This is a genomic window from Spirochaeta dissipatitropha (genome assembly GCF_054657935.1).
Genome location: NZ_BAAHXT010000002.1, coordinates 368,554 through 393,244, shown reverse-complemented (window position 1 = coordinate 393,244; position 24,691 = coordinate 368,554). Strand labels below are relative to the sequence as shown.

The 24,691-nt window shown below is 48.4% G+C and carries 21 protein-coding genes; 13 read left to right on the top strand and 8 right to left on the bottom strand.

Going from position 1 to position 24,691, the window contains the following annotated elements; genetic code table 11:
- Positions 1–17: 17 nt before the first annotated feature.
- Positions 18–1,031: a GGDEF domain-containing response regulator gene (locus ACYQ2L_RS03475; RefSeq protein WP_460051082.1), complete on the bottom strand. Its 1,014-nt coding sequence runs from the start codon at positions 1,029–1,031 to the stop codon at positions 18–20.
- On the bottom strand, positions 1,013–2,206 hold the full coding sequence (locus ACYQ2L_RS03470; protein ID WP_460051080.1) for a sensor histidine kinase: 1,194 nt from the start codon (positions 2,204–2,206) through the stop codon (positions 1,013–1,015). The genes ACYQ2L_RS03475 and ACYQ2L_RS03470 overlap by 19 nt, the downstream gene beginning before the upstream one ends.
- 127 nt (positions 2,207–2,333) lie before the next feature.
- Here ACYQ2L_RS03470 and ACYQ2L_RS03465 point away from each other — a divergent pair, with 127 nt between their 5' ends.
- Genes ACYQ2L_RS03465 through ACYQ2L_RS03445 form a run of 5 tightly spaced genes read left to right on the top strand, consistent with a single transcriptional unit; the run spans position 2,334 to position 7,340 of the window.
- Positions 2,334–4,157 (top strand): glycosyltransferase, encoded by a 1,824-nt coding sequence (locus tag ACYQ2L_RS03465; protein WP_460051078.1) that lies wholly within the window; start codon positions 2,334–2,336, stop codon positions 4,155–4,157.
- On the top strand, positions 4,154–6,433 hold the full coding sequence (locus ACYQ2L_RS03460) for a PAS domain-containing hybrid sensor histidine kinase/response regulator (RefSeq protein WP_460051075.1): 2,280 nt from the start codon (positions 4,154–4,156) through the stop codon (positions 6,431–6,433). Before ACYQ2L_RS03465 ends, ACYQ2L_RS03460 begins: the two co-directional genes overlap by 4 nt.
- A 14-nt stretch (positions 6,434–6,447) precedes the next feature.
- Complete coding sequence (locus ACYQ2L_RS03455; protein ID WP_460051073.1) at positions 6,448–6,789, top strand: Hpt domain-containing protein; 342 nt, start codon at positions 6,448–6,450, stop codon at positions 6,787–6,789.
- The gene (locus tag ACYQ2L_RS03450; RefSeq protein WP_460051071.1) at positions 6,786–7,052 is read left to right on the top strand and encodes an HPr family phosphocarrier protein; all 267 of its coding nucleotides are present in this window, start codon (positions 6,786–6,788) and stop codon (positions 7,050–7,052) included. The genes ACYQ2L_RS03455 and ACYQ2L_RS03450 overlap by 4 nt, the downstream gene beginning before the upstream one ends.
- Positions 7,053–7,061: 9 nt before the next feature.
- A complete protein-coding gene (locus tag ACYQ2L_RS03445) occupies positions 7,062–7,340 on the top strand; it encodes a Smr/MutS family protein (protein ID WP_460051069.1) in 279 nt (92 codons plus the stop codon).
- Here ACYQ2L_RS03445 and ACYQ2L_RS03440 read toward each other — a convergent pair.
- Positions 7,309–7,983 (bottom strand): metal-dependent transcriptional regulator, encoded by a 675-nt coding sequence (locus ACYQ2L_RS03440; RefSeq protein WP_460051067.1) that lies wholly within the window; start codon positions 7,981–7,983, stop codon positions 7,309–7,311. The two genes, ACYQ2L_RS03445 and ACYQ2L_RS03440, sit on opposite strands and share 32 nt — an antisense overlap.
- Positions 7,984–8,092: 109 nt before the next feature.
- Between ACYQ2L_RS03440 and ACYQ2L_RS03435 the strand changes: the two genes are divergently transcribed.
- A complete protein-coding gene (locus ACYQ2L_RS03435) occupies positions 8,093–10,048 on the top strand; it encodes a M30 family zinc metallopeptidase (RefSeq protein WP_460051065.1) in 1,956 nt (651 codons plus the stop codon).
- Between the two features lie 11 nt (positions 10,049–10,059).
- Positions 10,060–10,428 (top strand): hypothetical protein, encoded by a 369-nt coding sequence (locus ACYQ2L_RS03430; RefSeq protein ID WP_460051063.1) that lies wholly within the window; start codon positions 10,060–10,062, stop codon positions 10,426–10,428.
- Positions 10,429–10,449: 21 nt separating this feature from the next.
- Here ACYQ2L_RS03430 and ACYQ2L_RS03425 read toward each other — a convergent pair whose 3' ends face one another.
- Positions 10,450–11,499 (bottom strand): LacI family DNA-binding transcriptional regulator, encoded by a 1,050-nt coding sequence (locus tag ACYQ2L_RS03425; RefSeq protein ID WP_460051061.1) that lies wholly within the window; start codon positions 11,497–11,499, stop codon positions 10,450–10,452.
- A 123-nt stretch (positions 11,500–11,622) separates the two neighbouring features.
- Between ACYQ2L_RS03425 and ACYQ2L_RS03420 the strand changes: the two genes are divergently transcribed.
- Together ACYQ2L_RS03420 and ACYQ2L_RS03415 are read left to right on the top strand one after the other, a co-directional pair.
- Entirely contained in the window at positions 11,623–14,010 is a 2,388-nt protein-coding gene (locus ACYQ2L_RS03420) for a PAS domain-containing hybrid sensor histidine kinase/response regulator (RefSeq protein ID WP_460051058.1), read from the top strand.
- 17 nt (positions 14,011–14,027) lie between these two features.
- Positions 14,028–14,882 carry a TlpA family protein disulfide reductase gene (locus ACYQ2L_RS03415; RefSeq protein WP_460051056.1) on the top strand — a complete coding sequence of 285 codons (855 nt, stop codon included), beginning with the start codon at positions 14,028–14,030 and terminating at the stop codon, positions 14,880–14,882.
- A gap of 24 nt (positions 14,883–14,906) precedes the next feature.
- Here the strand turns inward: ACYQ2L_RS03415 and ACYQ2L_RS03410 are convergent, their stop codons facing one another.
- Positions 14,907–15,767, bottom strand: coding sequence for a cation diffusion facilitator family transporter (locus ACYQ2L_RS03410; protein ID WP_460051054.1), 861 nt, complete (start codon positions 15,765–15,767; stop codon positions 14,907–14,909).
- An 80-nt stretch (positions 15,768–15,847) separates the two neighbouring features.
- On the opposite strand from ACYQ2L_RS03410, the gene ACYQ2L_RS03405 reads away from it, so the two are divergent.
- From ACYQ2L_RS03405 to ACYQ2L_RS03390, 4 genes are read left to right on the top strand one after another with little or no spacing between them, the layout of a single operon-like run.
- Positions 15,848–16,786 (top strand): MlaD family protein, encoded by a 939-nt coding sequence (locus ACYQ2L_RS03405; protein WP_460051052.1) that lies wholly within the window; start codon positions 15,848–15,850, stop codon positions 16,784–16,786.
- Positions 16,787–16,798: 12 nt separating this feature from the next.
- Positions 16,799–17,419 (top strand): PqiC family protein, encoded by a 621-nt coding sequence (locus ACYQ2L_RS03400; RefSeq protein WP_460051050.1) that lies wholly within the window; start codon positions 16,799–16,801, stop codon positions 17,417–17,419.
- A complete protein-coding gene (locus tag ACYQ2L_RS03395; RefSeq protein ID WP_460051048.1) occupies positions 17,406–18,470 on the top strand; it encodes an ABC transporter permease in 1,065 nt (354 codons plus the stop codon). Before ACYQ2L_RS03400 ends, ACYQ2L_RS03395 begins: the two co-directional genes overlap by 14 nt.
- Before the next feature lie 3 nt (positions 18,471–18,473).
- The gene (locus tag ACYQ2L_RS03390) at positions 18,474–19,226 is read left to right on the top strand and encodes an ABC transporter ATP-binding protein (RefSeq protein ID WP_460051046.1); all 753 of its coding nucleotides are present in this window, start codon (positions 18,474–18,476) and stop codon (positions 19,224–19,226) included.
- A gap of 97 nt (positions 19,227–19,323) precedes the next feature.
- On the opposite strand, the gene ACYQ2L_RS03385 is transcribed toward ACYQ2L_RS03390, so the two are convergent.
- The 3 genes from ACYQ2L_RS03385 to metH all read right to left on the bottom strand — a co-directional run bounded on the left by ACYQ2L_RS03385 (position 19,324) and on the right by metH (position 24,635).
- Complete coding sequence (locus ACYQ2L_RS03385; RefSeq protein WP_460051044.1) at positions 19,324–20,055, bottom strand: LysM peptidoglycan-binding domain-containing protein; 732 nt, start codon at positions 20,053–20,055, stop codon at positions 19,324–19,326.
- Positions 20,056–20,802 (bottom strand): hypothetical protein, encoded by a 747-nt coding sequence (locus ACYQ2L_RS03380; RefSeq protein WP_460051042.1) that lies wholly within the window; start codon positions 20,800–20,802, stop codon positions 20,056–20,058.
- Between the two features lie 74 nt (positions 20,803–20,876).
- Positions 20,877–24,635 carry a methionine synthase gene (gene metH, locus ACYQ2L_RS03375; protein ID WP_460051040.1) on the bottom strand — a complete coding sequence of 1,253 codons (3,759 nt, stop codon included), beginning with the start codon at positions 24,633–24,635 and terminating at the stop codon, positions 20,877–20,879.
- Between the last annotated feature and the right edge of the window lie 56 nt (positions 24,636–24,691).

Genomic DNA, 24,691 nt, shown 5'->3' with positions numbered 1-24,691 from the left:
CATATAAAGAATCTGAACTACAAACAGGACACGGCCGCCTCTACCCGGTTGCGGCCGGTTTCCTTGGCCAGGTACAGCGCATCATCCGCCTCCTTGATTGCGCTGTCCCAACTCTGCCCGGAGTTTCTTATAGACACTCCAAGAGAGAAAGTAACAAGCACGCTGCTTTCCCGCCACACGGTGTCCTCAGCGATAGTACGAAGTTTTTCAGCTACTGTAAGGGCACCTTTACTGACTGTCTCCGGTAGAATAACCAGAAACTCCTCACCCCCCCAGCGGATTACCGTATCCTGACCACGTACTGATTCCAGAATCAATGCGCTGACCTGCTTGAGAATTTCATCCCCGATACTATGGCCATGCGTATCGTTTACTATCTTGAAATGATCCAGATCGATCATTATGAGGCCGGTTGACCATTTGTTCCGGTCACTGCGGTCTGCTTCGTATAACATCAATTCCCATGCTTTCCGACGATTCCAGAGTCCAGTCAGGGGATCCCTATGTGCCCAGTTTGCCAGAACCCGATTGGCTTCCGAAAGCTCGATCTGACTCTTCCGCAACTCATCCTCTGCCTGTACACTTCTGAGCATCTGAAGACTTGTTTCATTCATTTGAGACTCAAGACGCTTCTGAAGATCACGAATTCTCAGATGTGCCAGCACGCGCTGTACCAGTTCAGGTCCGTAGAAAGGTTTTACAATATAATCAACTGCACCAGCCTGAAAGGCTTCAACAATAGTGCCCTGCTTGTCCAGAGCTGTCAGAAATAAAAGGGGAACATCACGCTGATCAGGCATCTGCTGAATAGTACGGCAGAGACTGATTCCATCCATCTCCGGCATCATTATATCCACGAGGAAAAGGTCAAACTGTACTGCTTCTATACGCTGAAGAGCCTGAATTGCATTCAGGGCATATGAGACCAGCAAGCCCTCTTTCTGCAGAAGGCGTGCTGCAATCTGTACATTTATGGATTCATCATCAACTATCAGAATCCTGAAGGGATCATCTACTCTTCTGTCCTGCATGCAGCCTCCAGACTTTCCCACGCTGATTCAATGGCTTTCGGATCGAAACTCTCAGCTGCCGCTGCGAGCTCGGCAACAGCGCTTGAACTGTTCAGAAAGCAATAATCTTTGTCCTGCAATTTCTGCCTGGCCCATTTTGCTATTTCCTCCGGGAAACCACGTTCACGCAGGACTTTCGATGCTCGAAAGAGCACTGCATCCGGAGAAAATCTGTTTGCAGAAGCCTCGCGCAAAGCAGTCTGTTCAGCCCCCCCGGTCTCAGTCGACTCAATTATTTCCTCTACCTGCTCAGCCTTACTACTGCTTTCACCAGAATCGACGACTTCCAGACCACGAAAACGCAGAGTAAACCGGCTGCCTTTGCTGACTTCACTCTCCAGAGAGATTTCCCCGCCCATCTGTACAAGCAGACGATGTACGATAGAAAGACCGAGACCCGCTCCGCCTCTCCCATCGGGTATGGAGAAAAACGGAAGAAAAATGCTCTGTCTGTATTCCTCGGGTATACCCGGGCCTGTATCCTCAACAAACACCAGCAGATCGCCAGTCCCGTTATTACCGATCCACTCTGCATACAAAGTGATTCTTCCTTGTTCAGTGAATTGCGCAGCATTTGCGAGCAGACACAAAATAATCTGACGGAGCCTCAACGAATCAATCCTGATGAGTGGCAATTTTTTACCATGGTTGGTGAACAGGGCTTCAATACCGCCTTTGCTCAGCTGCCAGCGGAACAAAGCTACAAGCCGCTCGAACTCCTCACTCACATTAAATGTTTCCGGGCGCAGAACAACTTCTCCACTTGATAACACAGACAACTCTTTAAGCTCATTCAGTGTCTGCAAAAGATAGTTTGCTGACTGACGAAGATCATGAACAAGATCTTCACGCCTTCCACGGCGAACTGATTCCCTGAGCTCATCGGACAGACCAACAAGCGTTTTTAGAGGCAGAGAAAATACTCTGGTTATGTGCTGAAGGGATTGGGGATCCAGGAAATCTCTGAAGGGGCTGTACTCGGATGCAGGAGACAAATCCCTGCCATGCTCAGCCCCCTTCATTGGTGCGCTCCGGTGCCGTCGACACAGGGCTCGTGTTACTATAGAAGCAAGAGCAGAAGAAAAAACTATCGCCAAAGAAAACAATAAAGTATCCACAATATATGTGTAATGCATTCAGCCTTGTTTCTCCATGCTTCCCGGGTTTTTTTAGCATGCTGATAGAAAAACTTCCCGATTGTAAAACGGTTTAAGTTGAAATCACCCTTGTCTTGAAACCTAACTTGAGTAATAGTCTTATAGTATGAGCGCAGCGAAAAAAAACATCAGGTCAGCATATATGATTGAAGCCGCATGGGAGGTCTGCAACCAGGTAGGCGGTATCTATACAGTAATCAGAACAAAAATAACGAGCATACTGCAGCACTGGCAGAATGACCGTTATATTCTGGTTGGCCCCTATTTCCCTCAGCAGGCTGATGCGGTGGTTGATTCCCAGGAACCGGACAACTCCCTGTTCGGTCAGGCAGTCACCCAGCTGAGATCCCGGGGATATCGGGTTGTCTACGGTACCTGGCTTGTTCCTGGCCGACCGAAAGTGGTACTGATTGATCCGGAATCTGGCCCCCTTACTGACAGCGAAATAGCACACAAGCTGCAGAGCGAACTGGGAATTCAATATCCTGCAAGGGACAAACTCTTCCGTGAGGTTGCCCGGTTCAGCATGGGACTCTTCGAGTTCAGCCTGCGCTGCGCGGAGCTCACACCGAAAAACGGAAAAATGATAGCGCATTATCATGAATGGATGGCAGGACTTCCAATCGGCATGCTCCAGGCAATGCCGGAATCATTAAAGCCTGACAATCTGAAAACGGTTTTCACCACACATGCAACCTTGCTCGGGCGTTATCTTGCAATGCAGGAAAAAAAGTTCTATGAAAATCTTGATACATATGACTGGGAAAAGGAAGCTGCGCATTACGGAATAAGTCCGGGAGTCAAAGCGGAGCGGGCCGCTGCTCTTGGGGCGGATGTATTTACTACCGTCAGTGCTATTACCGCTGACGAATGCATCCATTTACTTGGAAGAGAACCTGATCTATTACTTCCAAACGGCATCAACAGCGAGCGCTTTGAAGCCCTCCATGAGTTCCAGAACCTGCATAAAGAAAACAAGGAACGAATCAACACATTTATCATGGGACACTTCTTCAGAAATGCTCCTATGGATCTGAATAATACTCTTTATTTTTTTACCTCAGGGCGCTATGAATTCAGGAACAAGGGATTTGACCTGACGCTTGACGCACTGAAACTGCTGAATGACAAGCTGAAGGAAACTGGCTCTCCAATGAAGATTGTGGTGTTTTTCATTACAAGAGCGCCTTACCACACAATCAACCCCGAAGTTCTGGAATCCCGTGCTCTCCTGGAAGAAATCCGCAATGCCTGTAATGAGGTTGCAGACCAGATCCGCAGAAAACTCCTGTACAAGGCACTGAGCGAGGATACCCACCGCATGCCCGATCTGAACAGCTGTGTTGATGAACATCTAAGGCTGCGGATCCGACGTTCCCTGCAAAGCTGGGAATCACCTGAACTGCCTTATGTAACAACACACAATATGGTAGATGACCTGAACGATCCCCTACTGAATGCAATCCGCACAGTCAAGCTGTTTAATTATCGCGAAGACCCTGTAAAAATCGTATACCATCCAGACTTTGTAACTCAACTCAGCCCGCTATTCGGTATGGAATACACCGAGTTCGTGAGAGGGTGTCATCTGGGTATTTTCCCGAGTTATTACGAACCATGGGGGTATACACCACTTGAATGTGTCTCTTCAGGCATTCCTGCTGTTACCAGCAATCTTTCAGGTTTCGGAGACTATGTACAGAAATCCATGCGTGGACACAGTAAACAGGGATTATATGTAATTGACCGACGAAATTCTGACTATGAGAGCAGTGTCAAAGAACTCGCAGATACCCTGGCGGAGTTCGTGCGTCTTTCGAGGAGAGAGCGCATTGAGCTGAGGAACCGTACTGAAGCCGCCTCGCCTCTGTTCGACTGGGACCGGCTGATCAAGCACTATCTCCAGGCCTATAATCGCGCACTCTCATGAATGAATCTGGTTCCGGAATTCAGTCCCTTCCTGTTCCCTGTGCAGTTCTACAGGAAACAGAAACGGGATCGTTCTGCATTCTGGAAATGAATCCCGAATTTCTCGAAGTTTTGGGCCGAAACATCAGTGCAGAACAGATCATGACAGAATTTCCCGAGCTCCACTCTGCCTTTCTCTCATGCCTTTCCGGCAGCCCGGAAATTACTGTTTCCCTACAGTCACAGAAGCGTGTTATGATTCTGAGATCAAGGAGCCATGGAAATCAATGTACAATCTGCATGTTTGATATATCAGCAGCACTACTGTCAAGCAGAATGGCTGAAGAACTCATGCAGACAAGTGCGGTAAATGCAGATTACAAGCATATATGCGAATGCATGCTGCAGCTGAGTGGTGCAGAGTTCTGTGTTATGAATCTTATCGAGGCTGACGGACACACAAGTAGAACAAATGCCATAGCCGGCTCAGCTGCTATACTACAGCAGCTGATAGCAGAAACAGGCCGACATCCCCTGGGACAAATCCAGGAAGAACAATATGAGGGCAATGCCGGGAATACATTCCGGATTCATAGAATCATTATTTCACATGATGAACTTGAACTTGGTGATTTCATCCTGTACAACAGCGAGATACAGACCGATTCCAGGACTGAATTTGTTCAACGTCTGGCACATCAGACGGCACTTATGCTGATACGCTCCAAAACCGAACACGAACTGAACTGCTTCAGATCTATATTCAACAACTCTGCATACGGGGTTGTAATTACAGATCTCGATGGGAAAATCCGATTCAGTAACAATTACTACGCAAAGCTTCACGGCTACCAGGTAGGAGACCTCATCGGGAGGCCGGTTTCAGATACATACAGCGATCAAACAGGTATAAAAGAACGGGTACTCCATCGAAAAGGAACTGATTCACTGGAAATCTGGCATAAACATCGCGATGGACATATGTTTCCGATGATGGTCACCGGAGCAGTGATCCCTACAGATGACGGCCTGCCGAAACACATCGTACTGACAACAATCGATTTAAGTGAGCAGTATCAGGTTGAGTTGTCCCTGCAGGAAGCCATAGAGGAAGCCCGGAATGCCAGCCTTGCCAAATCGAGCTTTCTATCCGCCATGAGCCATGAACTCCGTAGCCCATTGAACAGTATTGTCGGATTTGCCAGGCTTCTCGAACCGGAAAATTCTGAACAGGAGGAATTTGCAGGGAATATCCGCAAATCATCCGAGATTCTTCTACATCTTATTGATGGCATTCTCGATTTTTCCAAAATAGAAGCAGGGAAACTTGAGCTTCACGAAGACAGCCTCGAACTGAGACCATTTCTACAGGATCTTGTCGATACAATGCATCCGCAGGCAGTTGGAAGGGCTAACAGGCTGAAACTGATAATAGACCCATCAATCCCTAAGCTGGTGCTGGCAGATGAGCTTCGTTTGAGACAGGTACTCACCAACCTGCTGTCAAACGCGATCAAGTTTACAGAACATGGCAGCATAGATCTAATGATTGAGTCACTGCACACGACTGTCCCGGGAACAGCCCATGTGCGCTTCAGTGTCGCGGATACCGGCATTGGAATAGTCCGTGACCAGCAAGCGGATATATTTGAATCATTTGTACAGGCAGATCCCTCCACGAGTAGAAAATACGGCGGCACCGGTCTGGGGCTACCGATTTCCAACCGGATTCTTGGTCTTATGAACAGCAAGCTGAACCTGAAAAGCGAGCCGGGGAAAGGAAGCCGGTTTTTCTTCAACCTGAATCTTACTGTGATAGAAACTGCCGATGATGCAGTGAAGTCCGCATTCCACTACCCAGAACATCCCTGCGTAGAAAACGGTTGTTCAATGTACACGGTTCTGGTAGTAGACGATGACAGAGTTAATCGAGTGCTTGCAAGAGTCCTGATTCAGAGAATGCTCCCGGGTGCAGAAATTCTCGAAGCTGAAAGCGGAGCCAAAGCCATTAGAATATTTTCCGATCATCGACCGGATATAGTACTCATGGATATCCAGATGCCTGAGATGGATGGTTACGAAACCTCTCGGGAGATCAGAAGCATAGAAGAGGCCGATCTGTCTGCTGATCAGACACCATCAAAATCAATTATAATAGCCCTGACTGCTCATGCGATGAGCGGCGAACAGGAACGCTGTCAGGCTGCAGGTATGAATGCCTACAGTCCTAAACCAGTAAATGAACAGGAACTGCAGGAGATTATATTGCAACATACCTCTTCCTCGAATAGACTGTGAACGGGAGACATATTGTGCATCATTTCAACAGGGACGAACTTGAACAGCGGGTGGGTCAGGACAGTGAACTGCTCTCTGAATTACTGGGCTATGCAATCGAGGATTTTCCGATGTATATTCAGTCCCTTCAGGAAGCTGTAGCTGCCGGAGACACAGTGCTGTACTCCAAGGCTGCACACAAAATGAAAGGTTTTGCCAGAAATATGGCTTTTCCCGCTCTCGGTGATCTTTGCCAGACAGCAGAACTGAATGCTGCTATTGATCTGGAACAGTTAAAAAACATAGATAAGGAAGTACAAATCTTGATAGAAATAATTGAAAACGAACAGAAATCATCGAAGGGAGCCAGGGAGTGATCACCAGAGATCTCGTTGTAACAAACCCTAAAGGGATTCATGTCCGGCCATCAGGGCTTCTTTTCACCGCAGCTAAAAAATACAAAGCTCAGATCATTCTGATCAAGGATGGTATGGAAGCTGACTGCCGTGAAATCGTTATGATTCTCTCACTCGGCGCCCAGCAGGGAGACAGGATCAAGCTGATGGTTGACGGGCCAGATGAGGAGAAAGCAGCAGCAGAAATTGAAGAGATCTTCTCCCTCAACTTCATGGACAGCTGAGACTCTGAGATGGAATCCAATATGCAGCAGCTGCCGATCCGGGATGAACTCGATCTGCATCTGTTCAAACCTTCTGAGGTCGGCGATCTGATTCCGGATTATCTACAGGAATGCAGACTCAGGGAAATCCTCTCTGTCAGAATTGTACATGGAAAAGGTAAAGGCGTACTACGCACCAGGGTACATGCCTTGCTTGAACGCCTGGACTATGTTACGGACTACCAGCTGGACTGGGCTTCCCGCGGCAGCTGGGGTGCTACACGCGTGCAGCTGAAGCCGCTGCCATAATTCTTGCACCAGCCTCATAACCGATTACAGCCTCTTCACCACTACTGTGTCTCAGTCGCAGGGTTCCTGCCACCTGAGAGATTTCGAGCAGACTGAAACGTTCACCAGGTGTAAGCCTGAGAGACTTCATTAAAGCCAGAAATTCCGGGTCAGTATCAGCAATCCGACGTATCTCGATCTCAGCGTTCTCCGGACAGTGGATCACAGGAATGTCCTGTGATAGTTCAACGGCACCCTCTGCGGACGGTATTGGATCGCCATGGGGATCAAAATCAGGATTCTCCAGGACTTCAGCGATACGTATAATAAACTTGTCGGATACAGCATGCTCAAGCCGCTCGGCATCATCATGGACCTCCGCCCAATCATAACCAAGCACTTTTTCGAGGAAGGTTTCTATAAGACGATGTCTACGGACCATTTTCAGGGCCAGTTGGCGGCCCTTTTCAGTCAGCTGAACCCCTTTCCTGGGCAGGTATTCCAGCAGTCCCTGTTCATCAAGATGCTTGACCATTGAGGTGGCAGTTCCGGGGGTTACGGCCATTGCATCCGAGAGCTCTTTCATCTGGACCAGTGGTCTGTGATTCTGCTCTATCTGCAGATAGACGGTTTTAATATATTGTTCAACAGTACTGCTGGGCACATGTCCTCCTGAAAGATGTTCCGCTTGACAGCAGATCATTGTATCGTTCAGGGCAAGGGAATACAAGCACTGGTTTGCACGGACCAGGAAATCTGAGTATAATTTATATATGCAACGCTATATACTGCTTTTTACCGCGGTACTGCTTGTCAGCAGCTGCGCACTTATAAATCCTGACCTCCGACTGGATATTGAATATGATTTTTCAGGTGAATTCTTCGATGGATATGCCGAAATCACCCTGATTCCTGCATCCTCTATCGGAAAGATATACTATACCCTGGATGGATCGCGTGTGAGTGAAAGTTCTAACTTATACCGGGGACCTATCACTATTCACAATGAGACGAATCTTCGAGCCCGGATGTTTTACCGGGAGAAACGTGGAAATGAAATCAGAAGGACATTCCTGCCCCTTCCTCCTGTTACCACTGAATCCGGAAACTACTCCAATGAGAAGGTATACCTGCTGCTCGTCAATTCAGGCCCTGACAGCAGACGCGGGTATGAGCTGATAGATTCCTCGGTGAGCTCATCACGCAGCATACTGAGTCCCCGGATGCAGGAAATTCCAGCAGCCAGTGATGATCCGGATATCGAACAACTTACAACTGCCCTTGAGCTCAGCCGTGAGATAGCAGAGGAAAACCGCAGTCTGCTCGACCTGCTCTCCAGCATCTCAAGCCGGAGCCTGGAGCCAGTCAGATACCAGAGTTTCTCCGACTGGGAGATCGGGGCTGAACGGAATCTCTACATCTACCCATCAGGATTTCAGAGTGTAAAAGAAATAAATACCAAACTCAGAGAAAAGCGCAGCAAGAGTATTGAAAGTACAGAAATAAATCTGTTTATCTGGGTGCAAACCGATGATTCGGTTGATTCCGATGTCACAGAACCAAGCGACATAATGGTTGGGGAACTGGCTGACCGTTTCCTTCGGTCCGGCGAAGCAGCAATTTATGACTGGGCAGTGGACATTGCCGGAAAACCATGGGGAAGCCACAACTACAGCAATCTTATTCCGCCGGAAGCTGCACAGGAAATTCATATTGTACTGAAGGATATGAGTAACCCGGGCTTCGCCGGCTATTTCTGGGCGCAGAATAACTTCCTCAATGCCAGAGGGAGCAACGAAGGACTGTACTTCTATCTGAACTCCGCCCTGTATGCTGATCCAGGGAACAGCGAAAACGGTAGTTGGTCACCGGAGGGCAGCAACCAGCAGATTGTGTATTCAACCCTGGCCCACGAATTCCAGCACATGATCAATTTCTACCAGAAGGCAATCCTCCAGGGCGATGCCAGCGAAACCTGGCTCGATGAACTGGCTGCAATGGCCATGGAGGATCTACTGGCAGACAAGCTGAACATTCCCGGTCCCAGAGAACTCGAGCTGACCGAAGACGATGAATTTGACTATGGGCCCGGCAGCAGTCCGGGAAACAACGGGCGGTTCAGCGGCAGGCTCAGCTTCTATAACGGAAGACCGGAATACAGTCTGACACAGTGGGGTGTCGGTCGAGGTCGCTATGATATTCTATTCGATTATGCCTTATCCTACTCCTTCGGAGCATATCTGTTGAGAGCCTACGGAGGGCCGGCCCTGCTTCGGGAAATCATTCAGAACCGCTATTCCGATGATCGGGCTATTACCGAGGCTGTGCTGAAAATCGGTGGTACGAAAAAAAGCTTCGAGGATCTACTGCTTGATTTTTCTGAAGCCGCACTGCGATCCGGCAGCACATCAGCTATTGAGAGCAAAAGACTGAACAACGGAAGCTCCGGGTTCGATTTTTCTTTGACAGAACAGGGACTGGCGTATGATTACAGACTGGGATCAATAAATCTGTACAACTTCAACCAGATCAGTGTGAATAATTCCGACGCCAGACTGCTATCCGACACCGGGCCCCGCGCCATTCCTGCTCATGACCTCGATCTGAACTACAGCTTTGCTCCAGGAAGCAGTCATATACTCCTGCTTGGGAACTCCCTGCAGGGAAGTCACAGTTTCAGTTTCAGGGTTCCTTATGATATGAGCTACAGAATAATCCGCCTTCCCTGAGAGGAGAGTACATGTATCTGAAGTTATTTTTAATCTGCTGTCTGGCACTGATCCCTGCCAGTGAGGTTTTCGGCTTCGGCAGACAGGAGCCACAGCCCGCATGGAATGAGTTAAGCGCCGGGGAAGAGTCCCTGCTGTATGGGAGGCTGAGACTGATTGGCAATGAGCCATTTACCCAGCTAGTGCTAACCCTTATTGATGATCAGGAAAAGCTCGCAGTTAATGCCAGTTTTGTTATTATGGACAGCTATCACAATGAGTTGATGGCCTATCAGCAGCATAATATTAAGCTGCTGGCAAAAATCCTTGCACTGCCCGAAGGAGGTCTGCCCGGTGCCATAGAAGTACTTGAGCTTCCCGAGAAAATAATGACTGAGTAGCGTCCGGCAAAAAACCGATGCTTATTTTGAAGCTGCAGCCCTCGTAACCGACCCGCGTACGACAAGATGTGTATTTAACAGCACATGAGGATTTCCGCTGGTCTTTTTCAGAAGTTCGAGGAGAATTCTGGCAGCTTCCCTGCCCTTGTCCACCCCCGACTGGGCAACAGTTGTCAATCCAGGATTCATAAGGGCGGCTTCCGGCACATCATCAAAGCCGACAACAGACAGATCCTGTGGCACACGGATTCCCTTATCATGACAATACTCGATAATTCCGAGTGCACAGGTGTCACTCATTGAAACAATTGCAGTCGGACGCGTATCAGGGGACGACCAGATTCTGTGCATAAGATCATGTCCGGCTTTCCGGGTAACCATATCAACCTCAAGCTGGATTTCAGGTGAATCCACATTCAATCCAACCTCACGTAATGCATCATCATAGCCCTGAATACGCTCCCGTATGGTTCCATGATACTGTTCATAATCGAGGCCGTAGGGGTTGAGAAACGCAAGAATAGTAATCCTGCGATGCCCGTTGGCAAGAACGTAGCGCATTGCCTCGTAGGCACCATTTCGATCGTCTACATTAACGCATGGAACGTCATCGAAGGAATCTGCATCCAGCATAACATATGGTATTCCCCGCTGCTCGAGTATAGCTACAGCACTATGCTCCCGTTCGAGTCCCCAGGTTATAAAGCCGTCTACTACTGCACCTGCAATTGCCTCACTGATGCTTCCCTTCACTGGCGGGACAAGCAGCACTGAACGATGATCATGCTCCAGCATTTCCCCGATACCACGCAATAAATCGGTAAAAAGATGATTCTCACAGACGAGCTGAAGTTCCTGAGGCAACAGAAGACCAATCGTTCCAGTCTTCCTGGTGGTCATGGAACGGGCAAGGGGATCCGGCGAATAGCCCATCTCCCGGGCAGTGTCCCTGATTTTTTTGACTGTAACCGCAGGCAGACGGTCAGGTGTATTAAATGCAAAGGATACAGTGGTTTTGGAAAAACCTGTTGCCTCCGCAATGTCATTTATGGTAACCCGTTTCATTTTCATAGGACACAAAACTCCTGTCTGCGTGATCAATACCATGATAAACCGTTTTTCTAAAATTATGAAGCAGAAAAAATTGATTTCTCACATATTTTTCAACTATAATTTATCTGAGTGGGGAGACTAATGACTGATAATACCGATATCTTACACACAACTCCCATACCTATTGCAGTTCACGAATTAATTCTCGATGATACCGGGCAGGCTGTTGATTACCGGTTCACCGAGTGCAACAAGGCATTCGCTGAGCTGCTCCACAGCACAAGAGAAAAGATCATCGGTCAAACAGTCACAAAACTGCTCCCTGAAACGGCACACGACAAAGCCGGATGGATCCCCCGTTACGCCAGGGTTGCCACCGAAGGCACTCCCGAAATATTCGAGGATTATTCGGTTGCATTATCCCGCTGGTTCCGGGTACATGCGTTTCAAACCAACCCCGGTTTTTTCGCTACCATCGCTGAGGATATTACCCGACAGCACCTGCTTAATCAAGAGATTCTTCTGAGAAGAAAGAGTATTGAGGATCTGAGTGGTGCAGTCGGCGATGTAGTATTTCACTGCCAGCTATTTCCTTCTTTCAGGTTGAACTATGTGAGCCCTTCTGTTCTGGAAATAAGCGGATATACTCCAGAAGAACTCTATGAAAGCAACAAAATGCTTTATAAAATAATCCATCCTGAAGATCGCAACCGCATCCGGTCTATGCTGGAACAGCCAGATCAGCTGCCCCCGCAGTTCAGGATGAGATGGAAATCCAGAGATGACCGTACAATCTGGATTTCACTACACAACATCCTGCAGCGGGATGCCGAAAACAGGGTCATCGGGATGGATGCCATCGCAAGCGACATTAGTGCAGAAAAACTGACAGAAGATGCACTCGAGCTTAATCAGATCCAGTTCTCGCAGATACTCTCATCGGTTTCTGACATGGTCATATACTATGAGAAGGATACTCTTGAAATTGCATGGGCCAATCAAAAAGCAGAGCAGAGCCTCCACTCGACTCGAGGAACGCTCCACGGGCAGAAATGTTACAGCCTTTGGGGTAGCAATCGTAACAAAGTCTGTGAGAATTGTCCGGTACTGCGCTGTTTTGAAAGCCATAAGGAAGAATGGGTGGAACGGAATCTACCTGACCGCCGACAGTGGTCCATTCATGCCTCTCCAGTGTTCAGCCCATCGGGTAAATTCATAGGTGTGGTAGAAACAGCCAGAGATATAAGCACGCGGCTTCGCATGGAAGCCGAACTTCAGAATGCCCTCGACAAGGCTGATTCGGCAAGCCTGGTCAAGGATCAGTTTATTGCAAACATCAGTCATGAACTCAGGACACCTCTGAACGGCATTATCGGTATATCGGAACTGATTGATATTGAGCGCCTTGAACCCGACCAGAGAGACCTGCTTAAGCTTATCCGTGAAAGCGGCCACCGCCTGCACGATGTAGTGCAGGAGATCCTGTCCTTCTCGCAGCTGGATCATAATCAACTCAGGGACAAGCAGATCCGTTTCCGGATCACTACTGTCTGCAACGAAATATTCAGCCAGTACAGGGAGGCAGCCCTGAAAAAGAAACTGGATTTCAGCTTCACTGTGGACCCGGAAATACCTGACTGGCTTATTGGCTATCCCGGAAAAATCAGGCAGCTGCTGAAGCCATTGATAGATAATGCAGTAAAATTTACCTCGAAAGGATTTGCTCACCTTCATATTGATCTCGTTCAAAGGAATCCCTTGCATCTGAAGTTCACTGTCATGGACAGCGGATGCGGAATACCGGATCATGCGATGTCCAGAATATTCGAGCCTTTTTTCCAGGCAGATGCCAGTCTTACACGCAGCTTCGGGGGCATTGGACTTGGCCTGGCACTGGCAAGACGACAGGCCCGGGAACTCTCTACGGAAATAAGCATTCAAAGCCGCCTGAGCGGACCGCAAAAAGGGACAGATGCAAGTTTCGTAATCAGGATTGATGCGCTATACTCAGCATTATACGCGAGAGAAAAAATGAAAGACAACATCACCGGTAAACAGACTATGAATCAGGATTACTCCTCACAGAACAGAACGTCTTCTACAGAGCGTAGATTAAATCACAGCGGTTCAAAAACCCAGATTCTGAGCCCGGTTCTGGACATTCTGATCGTTGAGGATGATTTGATCAATCAGCGCGTGACCGATGCCCTTCTCCGTTCACAGGGGCATCGCACAAGCATCGCATCGAACGGCGTTCAGGCAATCAAGGAGCTTTCAGAACATCACTTCGATCTGGTTCTTATGGATATACAGATGCCGGAGATGGACGGGCTCGAAGCCTCCAGAATAATTCGATCCAGCGATTCCTCGGTTTTGAATCATGATATACCGATCATCGCTGTTTCAGCATTCTCGATGGAAGATGAGAAGAACCAGTGCCTGAATGCCGGTATAAATACCTTTCTCGGGAAACCTGTGAGTCCTGCCAAACTTGCACAGCTCATAGCAGAGTTGGCATCGAGCCCATAATTAGTTATTCTTTATATATGAATAACCTGATATCATTCCCCAGTCATTATCTTTTCACTGCCGGAGCAGCAGCGGCAGCTCTAATAGCCGGTGTTTTATATAGCAGCCTACACAAAGCAGACCTGAGCACCGAGGACAGATCCCGACTCAGAAAACTTAGCAGTGACACGGTACTGAATGCTCTGTTCGTTTTCATTATTTTCTGGAAGCTTTCACCACTGATATTCTCATTCGGTACGGTAATGCAGTCACCAATCGCATTATTGTATCTCCCGGGAGGCCCGGCAGGCAGCATACTTGGTATTACAGCAGCAGTGCTTCATTTCCTGTACAGCAAGCGAAGCGCATATGCAGGCCACTTGGTTCTGACAATCAGTTTCAGACGTAGTGTTGTGCTCATGACTTTCAGTGCAGTACTGATTATGGCGGCAGGAAACATTATACAGAGCAGACCTCTATCTTCAGAAAATGCTGCGGTAATCGATTTTGAACTGAACAGTCTGGACGGACAAAGGTATGCCTTGTCTGACTTCCACGGCCAGGCAGTAATACTGAATTTCTGGGCAAGCTGGTGCCCTCCATGCCGGGCAGAATATCCAGAGTTATTAAAACTGCAGGAGGAACTAGGGGACAGGGCAGTAATAATCGGAGTGAACCTTACCAGAAGTGAACCATCAATACAGGCTGTCCGGGATTTCACTTCGGATTACGATTCCAGCCTGCTTCACCTGATGGACACGGACGGCAGGATTCAGGACTCATTCGGGATCCGGGTTGTCCCGACTACTTTCGTACTTGATTCTGAAGGCAGACTGATTCATCAACGCGTAGGTGCTGTAAGCGCGGCAGTTCTCAGAAATACAGTACCATAAATCAGGAAAACACTGGATTGACACTCATGATAGCGGTTCAATATGTATTGTGGGTTCAACATCAAGTTCAGTTCTCATGACATGCTCTATTTTATCTGTAATTGCATGTGCATCCGCCAGATTCAGTTTGCCTGATAGGCGTATGTGCATGGTAAGCTCCCTGTGACCACCGTAGACATGCTGATGTACATGATGGAGATCGACGGACTGTCCTGCAACCCGGTCAGCTATTTCCGACAGACGGCGCAGCATATCATCATCCGGTGATTCACCGAGCAGCAAGGATCCCACCCTTTTCAGCAGCCCAAAGGCGGTAAACAGAATGAAGCCTGCGATCAACAGTCCGAGTGCTGCATCCATCCAAGCATATCTGTACCCGATCAGAATCCCAAAAAGGATTATGAGAGAACTGAGTGCATCACTTCGATGATGCCAGGCGTCTGCCCTCAACGACTCAGAACTGCAGCGCCGGGCTATAAAAAAGCAGTACAAGGCAAGTGCTTCCTTGAATATTACAGATGCTGCGGTTACAGCTATGGCAGCCGGACCAAAGAGGATACCTTGAGAAGATTGAATTCGCTGCAGAGAACCAAGCCCTATATTACCGGCTATCATAGCCAGCATTACTGCGATTACAACTGCAGCAATCCATTCAGCACGCTGATGTCCAAATGGATGATCATCGTCCTCCGGCTTGTGAGCAATACGTGCACCAATAATAACGACGAGTGAGGACAGGCTGTCAGAAAGGGTATGCCAGGCATCTGCTAAAATAGCAAGAGAACCGATAGATAATCCGACCATCAGCTTGGCGACAAATAAAATCAGATTGACCACTATTGAAAGTATGCCAGCCCGGGATACCGAATCTACGCTTTGTTTCATTAAAAAAAGCGTATCCATATGCCGGCTTCAGGTCAATGCTATGGCGAAAAAAATAATGAAGCATTATACTCCATTACTATATGATTACAAGGCGACAAAAAATCCGCCTGGGAATATTTATACTCCTGGGATTCATTGCACTGGCGGCCTTTGCAGCCATGGTTGCAGGACCTAGCCTGCTGCAGAGCTGGGATTATTACGAGATCGTATTCGAAGATGCCTCCGTCAGAGGAGTAAATCAGGGTGGCCCTGTCTATTACAACGGCATAACCATCGGCACAGTACTCCAGATGAGATTCGATCCCGAGAACTACCAGAGGGTTATCATTGAGATAGCGGTAAATAAAGATGTAAAAATCAGGGAAGATACCAGGGCTCAGCTGGTTCTGGCTGGAATAACCGGTACAACCAATATAGAACTTCGGGGAGGCAGCCTTGATGCACCTGTCCTGGAGCCAGGCTCTACCATTAAAATGGCGCCTGGCCTGCTCGATCAGCTACTGACCCCGGTACTGGATCTGTCAAACAGTGCGGACGGCTTCATTCTCGATGCCAGTAATCTGATTAATCCGGATAATCCCGACAGCATCGCACAGACACTAGCCAATGTTAATCTGTTGATTCTACAGAACGCACAGCAGCTGAACAGTATTACCAACAACATTGATTCACTGATCAAACAGAGCAGTGAACCCCTTGTGCAGAGTCTTCAGAACCTGTCGTCTATAACAGACAGACTGAACCGTTCTCTGGATAATATTGACCACACAGTCGAGACTCTGCAGCAGGAAATCGAAAAAGCCAATCTTCCTCGCTTTGCTGATGTCTCAGAGGAATTGATAAATGCAGCCAGACAGGTTGATTCAGCTGCTTCACAGGTCGAACAGCTAACGATCCAGAGCCAGGGAAGCTTTTTTGCTGTAATGGATAGTCTGCGTTTGACTGCCGACAATCTCTCTCAATTTTCATTCCTGCTTAGCGAAGATCCCGGTCTTCTGCTGCGTTCCAGAAGGGATTAAAGGGGCAAACTTATGAGAAATGTATACACAATTCTGAGTGCAGTCCTACTGACTGCAATTCTCACTTCCTGCTTCACAAACAGATCAGAGCCAAGCCGTTATTACACTCTCCTGGCTGATCAAAAGGAATTGCCGGCCTCGCTTATGGAGCTTCCTCGGATAGATGAAATTCTGTATGTCCGTGATGCACGGGTTCATGAAGCATATAACAGAAGGCAGATGGTCCGGCGGGTGAATGCCACTCAGATACATTATCTACAGAACCACCTGTGGGCGAGCAGTCTTCCCCGCGGAGCTGCAGACTTTGTTGCCCAGAGGGCTTTGAAGACCGGAATTTTCATCTCTGTAGAACGCGAAGCACGAATTCCTCTGCCCAAATATGAGATCCAGCTGCAGATCGACAAGCTGGAGCTTCTGCCGGAGGACAGGGAATTTTATGCAGCAATCCAGACAAGAATCAGCCTGCTTAATCGCAGTCAGAACAGACTACTGTACACAAGCTCTGAAAGCAGAGAAATCAAACTGGAATCGGATAGTCCTTCCGATTTTTCACTGGCCTTTCAGAACTATCTGTACGATCACGTAGATTCCTTCATGGCAGCTATACTGGAAATACTGTATGAGGAAGGCTGAGCAGGTATTCAGGCTGCCGAAGCGGCTCGACCGTGATACGATACCGGAAATTGCCGGCGAACTGCTTAGAAACCCCGGCAGGACCACTTCGATAAATGCGGAATCAGTAATTCAGATTGACAGTGCAGGAGCGGCGCTGCTGGATGAAGCAGTTGCATATCATAAACTTCCCAGGTCTGCTGTTATCAGACTTGAGGGTGATTTACAGCAGCGCTGGGAGCTGTATTCCTCACAGGATATGCCGGAAAAGACCAGAGATGATCACGCATCCATGGTGGAGACAATCGGTGGGCGATTCTATACCATTGTCGATGCTTCGCTCCACTTTTTCGTTCACTTTGCTGATGTTGCATTCGCGGCGACACATAGCATTTTCTCACGCAAATCTGCCCGCAAAGGATCTTTCGGTGAGGAACTATTGCACCTCGGACTGAATGCAGCCCCCATAGTTCTTTTTCTTTCTCTGATACTTGGGTTGATTCTTTCTCTACAGTCAGCAGCACAGCTTCGTATGATAGGTGCAAATCTGTTTATGGCTGATCTCCTGGCCATTTCAGTAGTACGAGAGATTGCTCCGATGGGTATAGCTATCATTATCGCAGGACGAAGTGGATCCTCCATTGCAGCGGAACTGGCCAGCATGAGTATTCATGAAGAACTGGATGCCCTGACGACCATGGGTGTTGATCCCATCCGTTATCTGACAGTACCGAAAATCTATGCAATTACCATCGCCATGCCTCTGCTGGTTACGGTCTCGATTATTGTTGCAATTATTGCAGGCATGGGTATAGCTGTACTGTACCTTGATCTGAGTGCCTCAATATTCCTGAACAGAAGCTTTGCAGTCCTGACCACGAGAGATCTTGTTATGTGTTATTCCAAGAGTCTGGTCTTTGGCTGGACAATAATTGTTATTGGTAGTTTTTGCGGTTTTTCGGCTAAAGGCGGTGCACAGGAAGTCGGTAGAATGACCACGACCTCAGTTGTCTCTTCAATTTTTGCTGTGATATTAATTGATGTTATTTTCAGTTTTGTGTATCTGGGGTGAGAAATGAATAAACCGATAATTTCCGGACACAGAATCAGTAAAAGCTTTAACGGTGTACAGGTTCTTCACGATATCGATTTCAATATCTATCCAGGAAAAATAACAGTTATTGCCGGAGCCAGCGGAAGTGGAAAGACAACCCTGGCAAGAATTATTCTGAACCTCAGCAAAGCTGACTCAGGAGATGTAAAACTCTTTGACATTGAAATGAAGCATGCCGAGGGTGATGAATTCGATAAGATCATGAAGCGTGTGGGTGTCCTGTTCCAGCACGGGGCTTTACTGAATTCTCTCAGTGTACATGATAATGTAGCAATTCCCCTGAAGCGCCATACCGATCTTCCGGACAAACTGATAAGCAGGATATGTTATGCAAAACTCAAGCTGGTCGGCATGGAGCACACCCTGTATATGAAACCATCCGAATTGAGCGGGGGTATGAAAAAACGGGCAGCACTGGCCAGAGCCATGGCTCTGGATCCTGAGCTACTGGTATTTGATGAGCCCTCAGCCGGACTTGATCCCCAGACATCCAAAGAAATTGATGAGCTGCTCCTTTATCTGAAAGAGAAAACGAATGTAACAATGCTGGTTATCTCACATGAACTCAGCAGCATCTTACGGGTTGCTGACAATTTCATTTTTCTGGAAGATGGGAAAATTGCAGCTCATGGTCCGCTGAAAGAAGTTCTTGCAAGCGATTCAATTTCCGAAGCAGTGGAAAGATTCTTCAGCAGTGGAAGCAATGTCGAGTAGTCGGGTGCTAGGTATTGAGTAAAAATTAGAACTATTTCCTGAAACCATAAAAAAAAGCGGCTGATCATTTGATCAGCCGCCAGTTCAAGTCAGATGCTTATTCGGCATCCTGAGGATTCCAGATACCGCCGCGTAGTTCTCCGGCGCGGCTTGGAATTTCAAACTGCATGCCAGGATGAATCAGGTGCGGATTTTCCGGGTCGACAAGCAGATCCTTGTTGCGTTCATACAGGCGCGGCCAGAGCCACGGGTCACCATATACAAAGTCATACTCGGCAATACGCCAGAAACTGTCACGTCGCTCAGGGATTCTCCTGACTATATAGTATCGGGGTAGATCCGGCTCGGGATCGGGCTGCACAGGGCGTTCAGCAACAAAGCGACGTGGTTCGAAGCCGTCCAGCAGGCTCAACACCTTCTGTGAGCTTTCCATGCTCAGCTCATAACGCCCGTCACGGAGATAGCGTTCTGCATCTGCAAAAACCTCAAGGGCTTCAGTAAATACGTCCGGAGCCTGGGTTGGAACCCCTATTCTCCGGGAGTAATAGATTCGGCTGTCAGCACGATTCCGAAGACTGTTGGCTCGGTAGGCCATCGCCATGCGCTCCGCTGTCTCCTGCCCTCTTCGGGCATACTCGGCTGCCAGCTCGGAATACTCGATAGCCTCTGCATAATCCCCATCTTCAATAGCCTGTTCAGCCAGGCGCTCATATTCACGAGACTGCCGTATTTCCGGATTGTCAAGCAGATTCTGGGAGAATGCATTGGGTGCAAGGAAAACAAACAGAATTGCCAGCAGTGATAAAATCCACTTAGTCTGTACTCTCATTTATTCTTCCTCCTCTATCTCGTCAGCGAGTTCCCGCTCAGCCTCGGCTGCAGCTTCATCCTCGCTCACCTCGGCACTCACAGATTCTTCACGGTCACGGATTCGTGACTCGGTTTCCTGAATGCTGGTCCGGCTGCGTTCAAGTGCCTCGAGAGCTGCCTGACGCCGTTCGGCGGCGATGTCACGTGCCTCTGTAAAAAGCCTGTTTGATTCAAGGTATGCGTCATACGCAATGTCATATTCTTCTTCGGCTTCCAGTTCAGCAGCTTCATCGTATGCAGCTGCAGCAGCCTCATATTCATCGGCAGCCGCGCGTGCGGCGCGAACATCATCAGCCTCCTGACGGACACTGCTGATATTCTGTTTTGTTGCTGCAATTTCATCTGCAAATCCCGAACGGATTACTCTGCGATAACTCAGAATAGCAGCATCATACTCAGTTTTTGCTTCGATATTATCTTCGGCAAGGAAAAAATCCTCGGCTCTATCGAAAGCCTGATTGCCCAGAGTGTAATTTTCCGGGTCACGGTCAGCTATACCTCGTTCCTGGATCCGCAATCTCAGATCAAGAGCTCTCTGTCGTTCTGCTTCAGGAGCAGGTCCAACAGGCTCAGGTTCCGGTTCAGGTTCCGGTTCTACAATATCCACCACCTCCGGTTCGGGTTCCGGTTCGGGGGTGGATGCACAACTTGCAGCAAAAACAACCATAATTGCCAGCACAAGCCACTTTATTCTCCAAAATTTCATGGAAAACCTCCCTTTCTCATTACAAATATACAACATTTACACATAGAAAACTAACCATCTTCTATAACCATTCGTTACGTATTGTATCCAAGTTTCGGTGCAAGCCATTTTTCGGCTGTTTCAAGCTCAATCTGCTTTCTTTTGGCCCAATCAGCAACCTGATCCCTGGCCAGAGTTCCAACCCCGAAATAATGACTTTCAGGATGACTGAAGATATATCCACTTACAGATGCTGCCGGAGTCATCATCCAGCTCTGGGTAAGCTCGATACCGGAATTTTCATCTGCTTCAAGTATATCGAACAGCGCGGCCTTGTCTTCATGATTTGGACAGGGCGGATAACCGGGGGCCGGTCTGATTCCCTGATACCGAATGGCAAGCAGTTCCTCAACAGAGAAATTCTCATCTGGAGCATACGCCCAGTATTCCCTGCGGACATCCTCATGCAGACATTCGGCAAAGGCCTCAGCCATCCGGTCTGCCAGAATCTTGACCAGGATTGCACTGTAGTCGTCACCTGCCTTCTCGAATATTTCGGCAAATTTGTCAGCTCCTATTCCCGCGGTTACTGCAAAACCGCCGATATAATCCCTGCATTCACTGGATTCCGGAGCGATAAAATCCGAAAGGCTCAGATAATAGGGCGTTTCGGTCTTCCGCTTCTGCTGTCTGAGGGTATTCCAGACACCAAGCAGCTTACTTCGTTCCTCATCTGCATAAATCCGTATATCATCGTCTTCGGTAGATGCAGCCGGGAGAATAAAAATGGAACCATTTGCCTGGATCCTTTTCTCGCTTATCATGCGATCAAGCATGGCATTTGCATCTTTATACAGTTTCCGGGCTTCCTCCCCCATTTTCGGATCGTCGAAGATATCCGGATATTTCCCCTTCAGCTGCCAGCTGAAGAAAAAGAAACCCCAGTCGATATATTTGCGGATGTGCTCAAGGGGATAATCAATAAAATGCTTTCTGCCAACAAGCTTCGGCACAGGAGGGGTGTAGCTTTTCCAGTCCGGCGAGAACCTCTTTGCCCTGACCTCGGAAATCGGAAGATATTCTTTTTCATCTGCCTGGGCAGCCCGCTTGATACGGGTCTTTTCATAGTCATCCTTGAGTTCCTTCCGGATGCCTTCATAGTCATTGAGCATTCTACTGACTATATGAACAGCCAGAGATGCATCTTTCACATGGGCAATTGCACCATGGTATGCAGGATCAATCTTGACTGCTGTATGAATCTTGCTGGTAGTGGCGCCTCCGATAATCAAGGGAATTTCAAAGCCCTGCTTTTCCATTTCCGAGGCAACATGCACCATTTCATCGAGGCTGGGAGTGATCAATCCGCTGAGCCCGATTACATCAACCTTATGCTCACGGGCAGCTTTGAGAATATCCTCGCACTCAACCATGACACCTAGGTCGACTATATCGTAATTATTGCAGCCAAGCACTACTCCGACTATATTCTTGCCGATATCATGAACATCGCCCTTGACGGTAGCCATCAGTACTTTTCCCTTGGCTTTCTGTTCCCCGCCGCCTGCTTTTTTTTCGGCTTCAATATACGGCAGAAGATAGGCTACTGCGGCTTTCATGACACGAGCACTCTTAACAACCTGGGGAAGGAACATTTTTCCTGATCCAAAAAGGTCTCCGACAACATTCATGCCATCCATCAAGGGACCTTCTATTACATCCAGGGACTGATCGGCATTCTGTCTGGCCTCCTCGGTATCCGCTTCTATATAGGCCGTAATTCCCTTTACGAGTGCATGCTCAAGGCGCTTGCCAACCGTTTCCTCACGCCAGGAAAGGTCCTCAACCCTGGATTTTCCCTGCGTCTGTACTGATTCAGCAAGATCGAGAAGGCGTTCCGTTGCATCCTCACGTCGGTTCATAACCAGATCCTCGACATGTTCAAGCAGTTCAGGCTGGATCTCGTCATATACCTCCAGCTGCCCCGGATTTACAATTCCCATATTCATTCCAGCCTTCACTGCATGGTACAGAAACACGGAATGAATAGCCTCACGCACAGCATTATTGCCGCGGAAAGAAAATGACACATTGCTGACACCGCCACTGATACTGACCAGAGGCATTTCTCTACGGATAATCCCTGCAGCCTCAATAAAATCTACGGCATAATTCCGGTGTTCAGCGATGCCTGTTCCGATAGCAAAAACATTGAGATCAAATATGATATCCTCAGGAGGAAAGCCGATTTTTTCGGTAAGCAGTTTGTAGGCCCTGCGACAGATTTCAACCTTCCGCTCACGGGTATCAGCCTGGCCCTTCTCATCAAATGCCATAACGATGACAGCAGCACCGTAGAGGCGTACTTTCTCTGCCTGCGCAAGAAATGCCGCCTCCCCTTCTTTCATACTGATTGAATTGACAACGCCCTTGCCCTGTATGCATTGCAGTCCGGCTTCGATAACCTCCCACTTGGAGGAATCGACCATAACAGGTATCCGGCTGATGTCCGGCTCGGCAGCCAGTAAATTCAGAAAAATCCGCATTTCCTCAGCAGAGTCAAGCATTGCTTCGTCCAGATTGACATCTATAATCTGCGCGCCGCCGTCGACCTGATCGCGGGCTACCTCAAGGGCTTCTTCATATTTCTTCTCGGTAATAAGCCGTGCAAAGCGGCGTGAACCGGTGACGTTTGTCCGCTCTCCGACATTGATAAATCCGAGCTCAGGAGTGTTAACCAGAGGTTCCAGTCCACTCAAACACATCTGCTCCCGATGCGCAGGCACTGTTCGCGGTTTCTCTCCGCGGACAGCCTCACAGATCTGCCGGAGATGCTCCGGTGTAGTTCCGCAGCAGCCTCCGATAATATTGACGATACCGTCTCTGGCAAAATCAGCCATAATACCAGCCATGAATTCAGGTGAATGATCGTATTCGCCAAACTCGTTAGGCAGGCCTGCATTTGGATGTGTACTAATCGGGCAATCAGCTACCCTGGAAATATCAGCCACGTATCTCTTGAGGAGATCCGCCCCCAGTGCGCAGTTCAGACCTACACTGAAGGGCTCTGCATGCTGAATGGAATAGTAGAATGCTTCTGCGGTCTGACCGGACAATGTCCGCCCGCTGGCATCGGTAATGGTACCGGATATCATAATCGGCAGCTCATATCCGCGGCGGGCAAATTCCTGCTTCACTGCATAGATCGCGGCTTTGGCGTTCAAGGTATCAAAAATGGTCTCAATCAGTATGAGATCCGAGCCCCCGTCGATCAGTCCACCTACAGCTTCACGGTAACTCTCGGCGAGCTCGATAAAACTGACGGCCCGATAGCCGGGATTATTTACATCCGGAGACAGAGACAGGGTTTTGCTGGTAGGCCCCAGCACACCGGCAACAAAATGCTGAGGTGAATCTCCAGCCGCGCTTTTTTCAGCATCGGCAGCTGCTGCACATTCACGTGCCAGGGCTGCACCGCCGCGGTTCAGTTCATACACCAGATGCTCTGTCCCGTAATCAGCCTGTGACACGCTGGTACTGTTGAAGGTGTTGGTCTCGATTATATCCGCACCGGCATTCAGAAACTGCATGTGTATGTCCCGGATTATTTCAGGCCGGGTAAGTAGAAGTAGATCGTTATTTCCCTTAAGCGGTTTCTTGTGATCTTCGAGAATTGAGGCGTAGGAACCGCTGCGGAAATCCTGCTCTTCAAGACCGCAGCGCTGGATCATGGTACCCATCGCACCGTCAAGGAAAACGATTCGTTCATTTATAAGCGATTGCAGGGCCTGCAGGCGCTGTGCTGTCTCTGCGGGGACCTTCCCGCGTATGATTGAAGTATTCTTGGTATTCACCTGATTATGGTGCCATACTTCCATAAAAAGGGCTACAGCTTTGAGAGTGTTTTCTA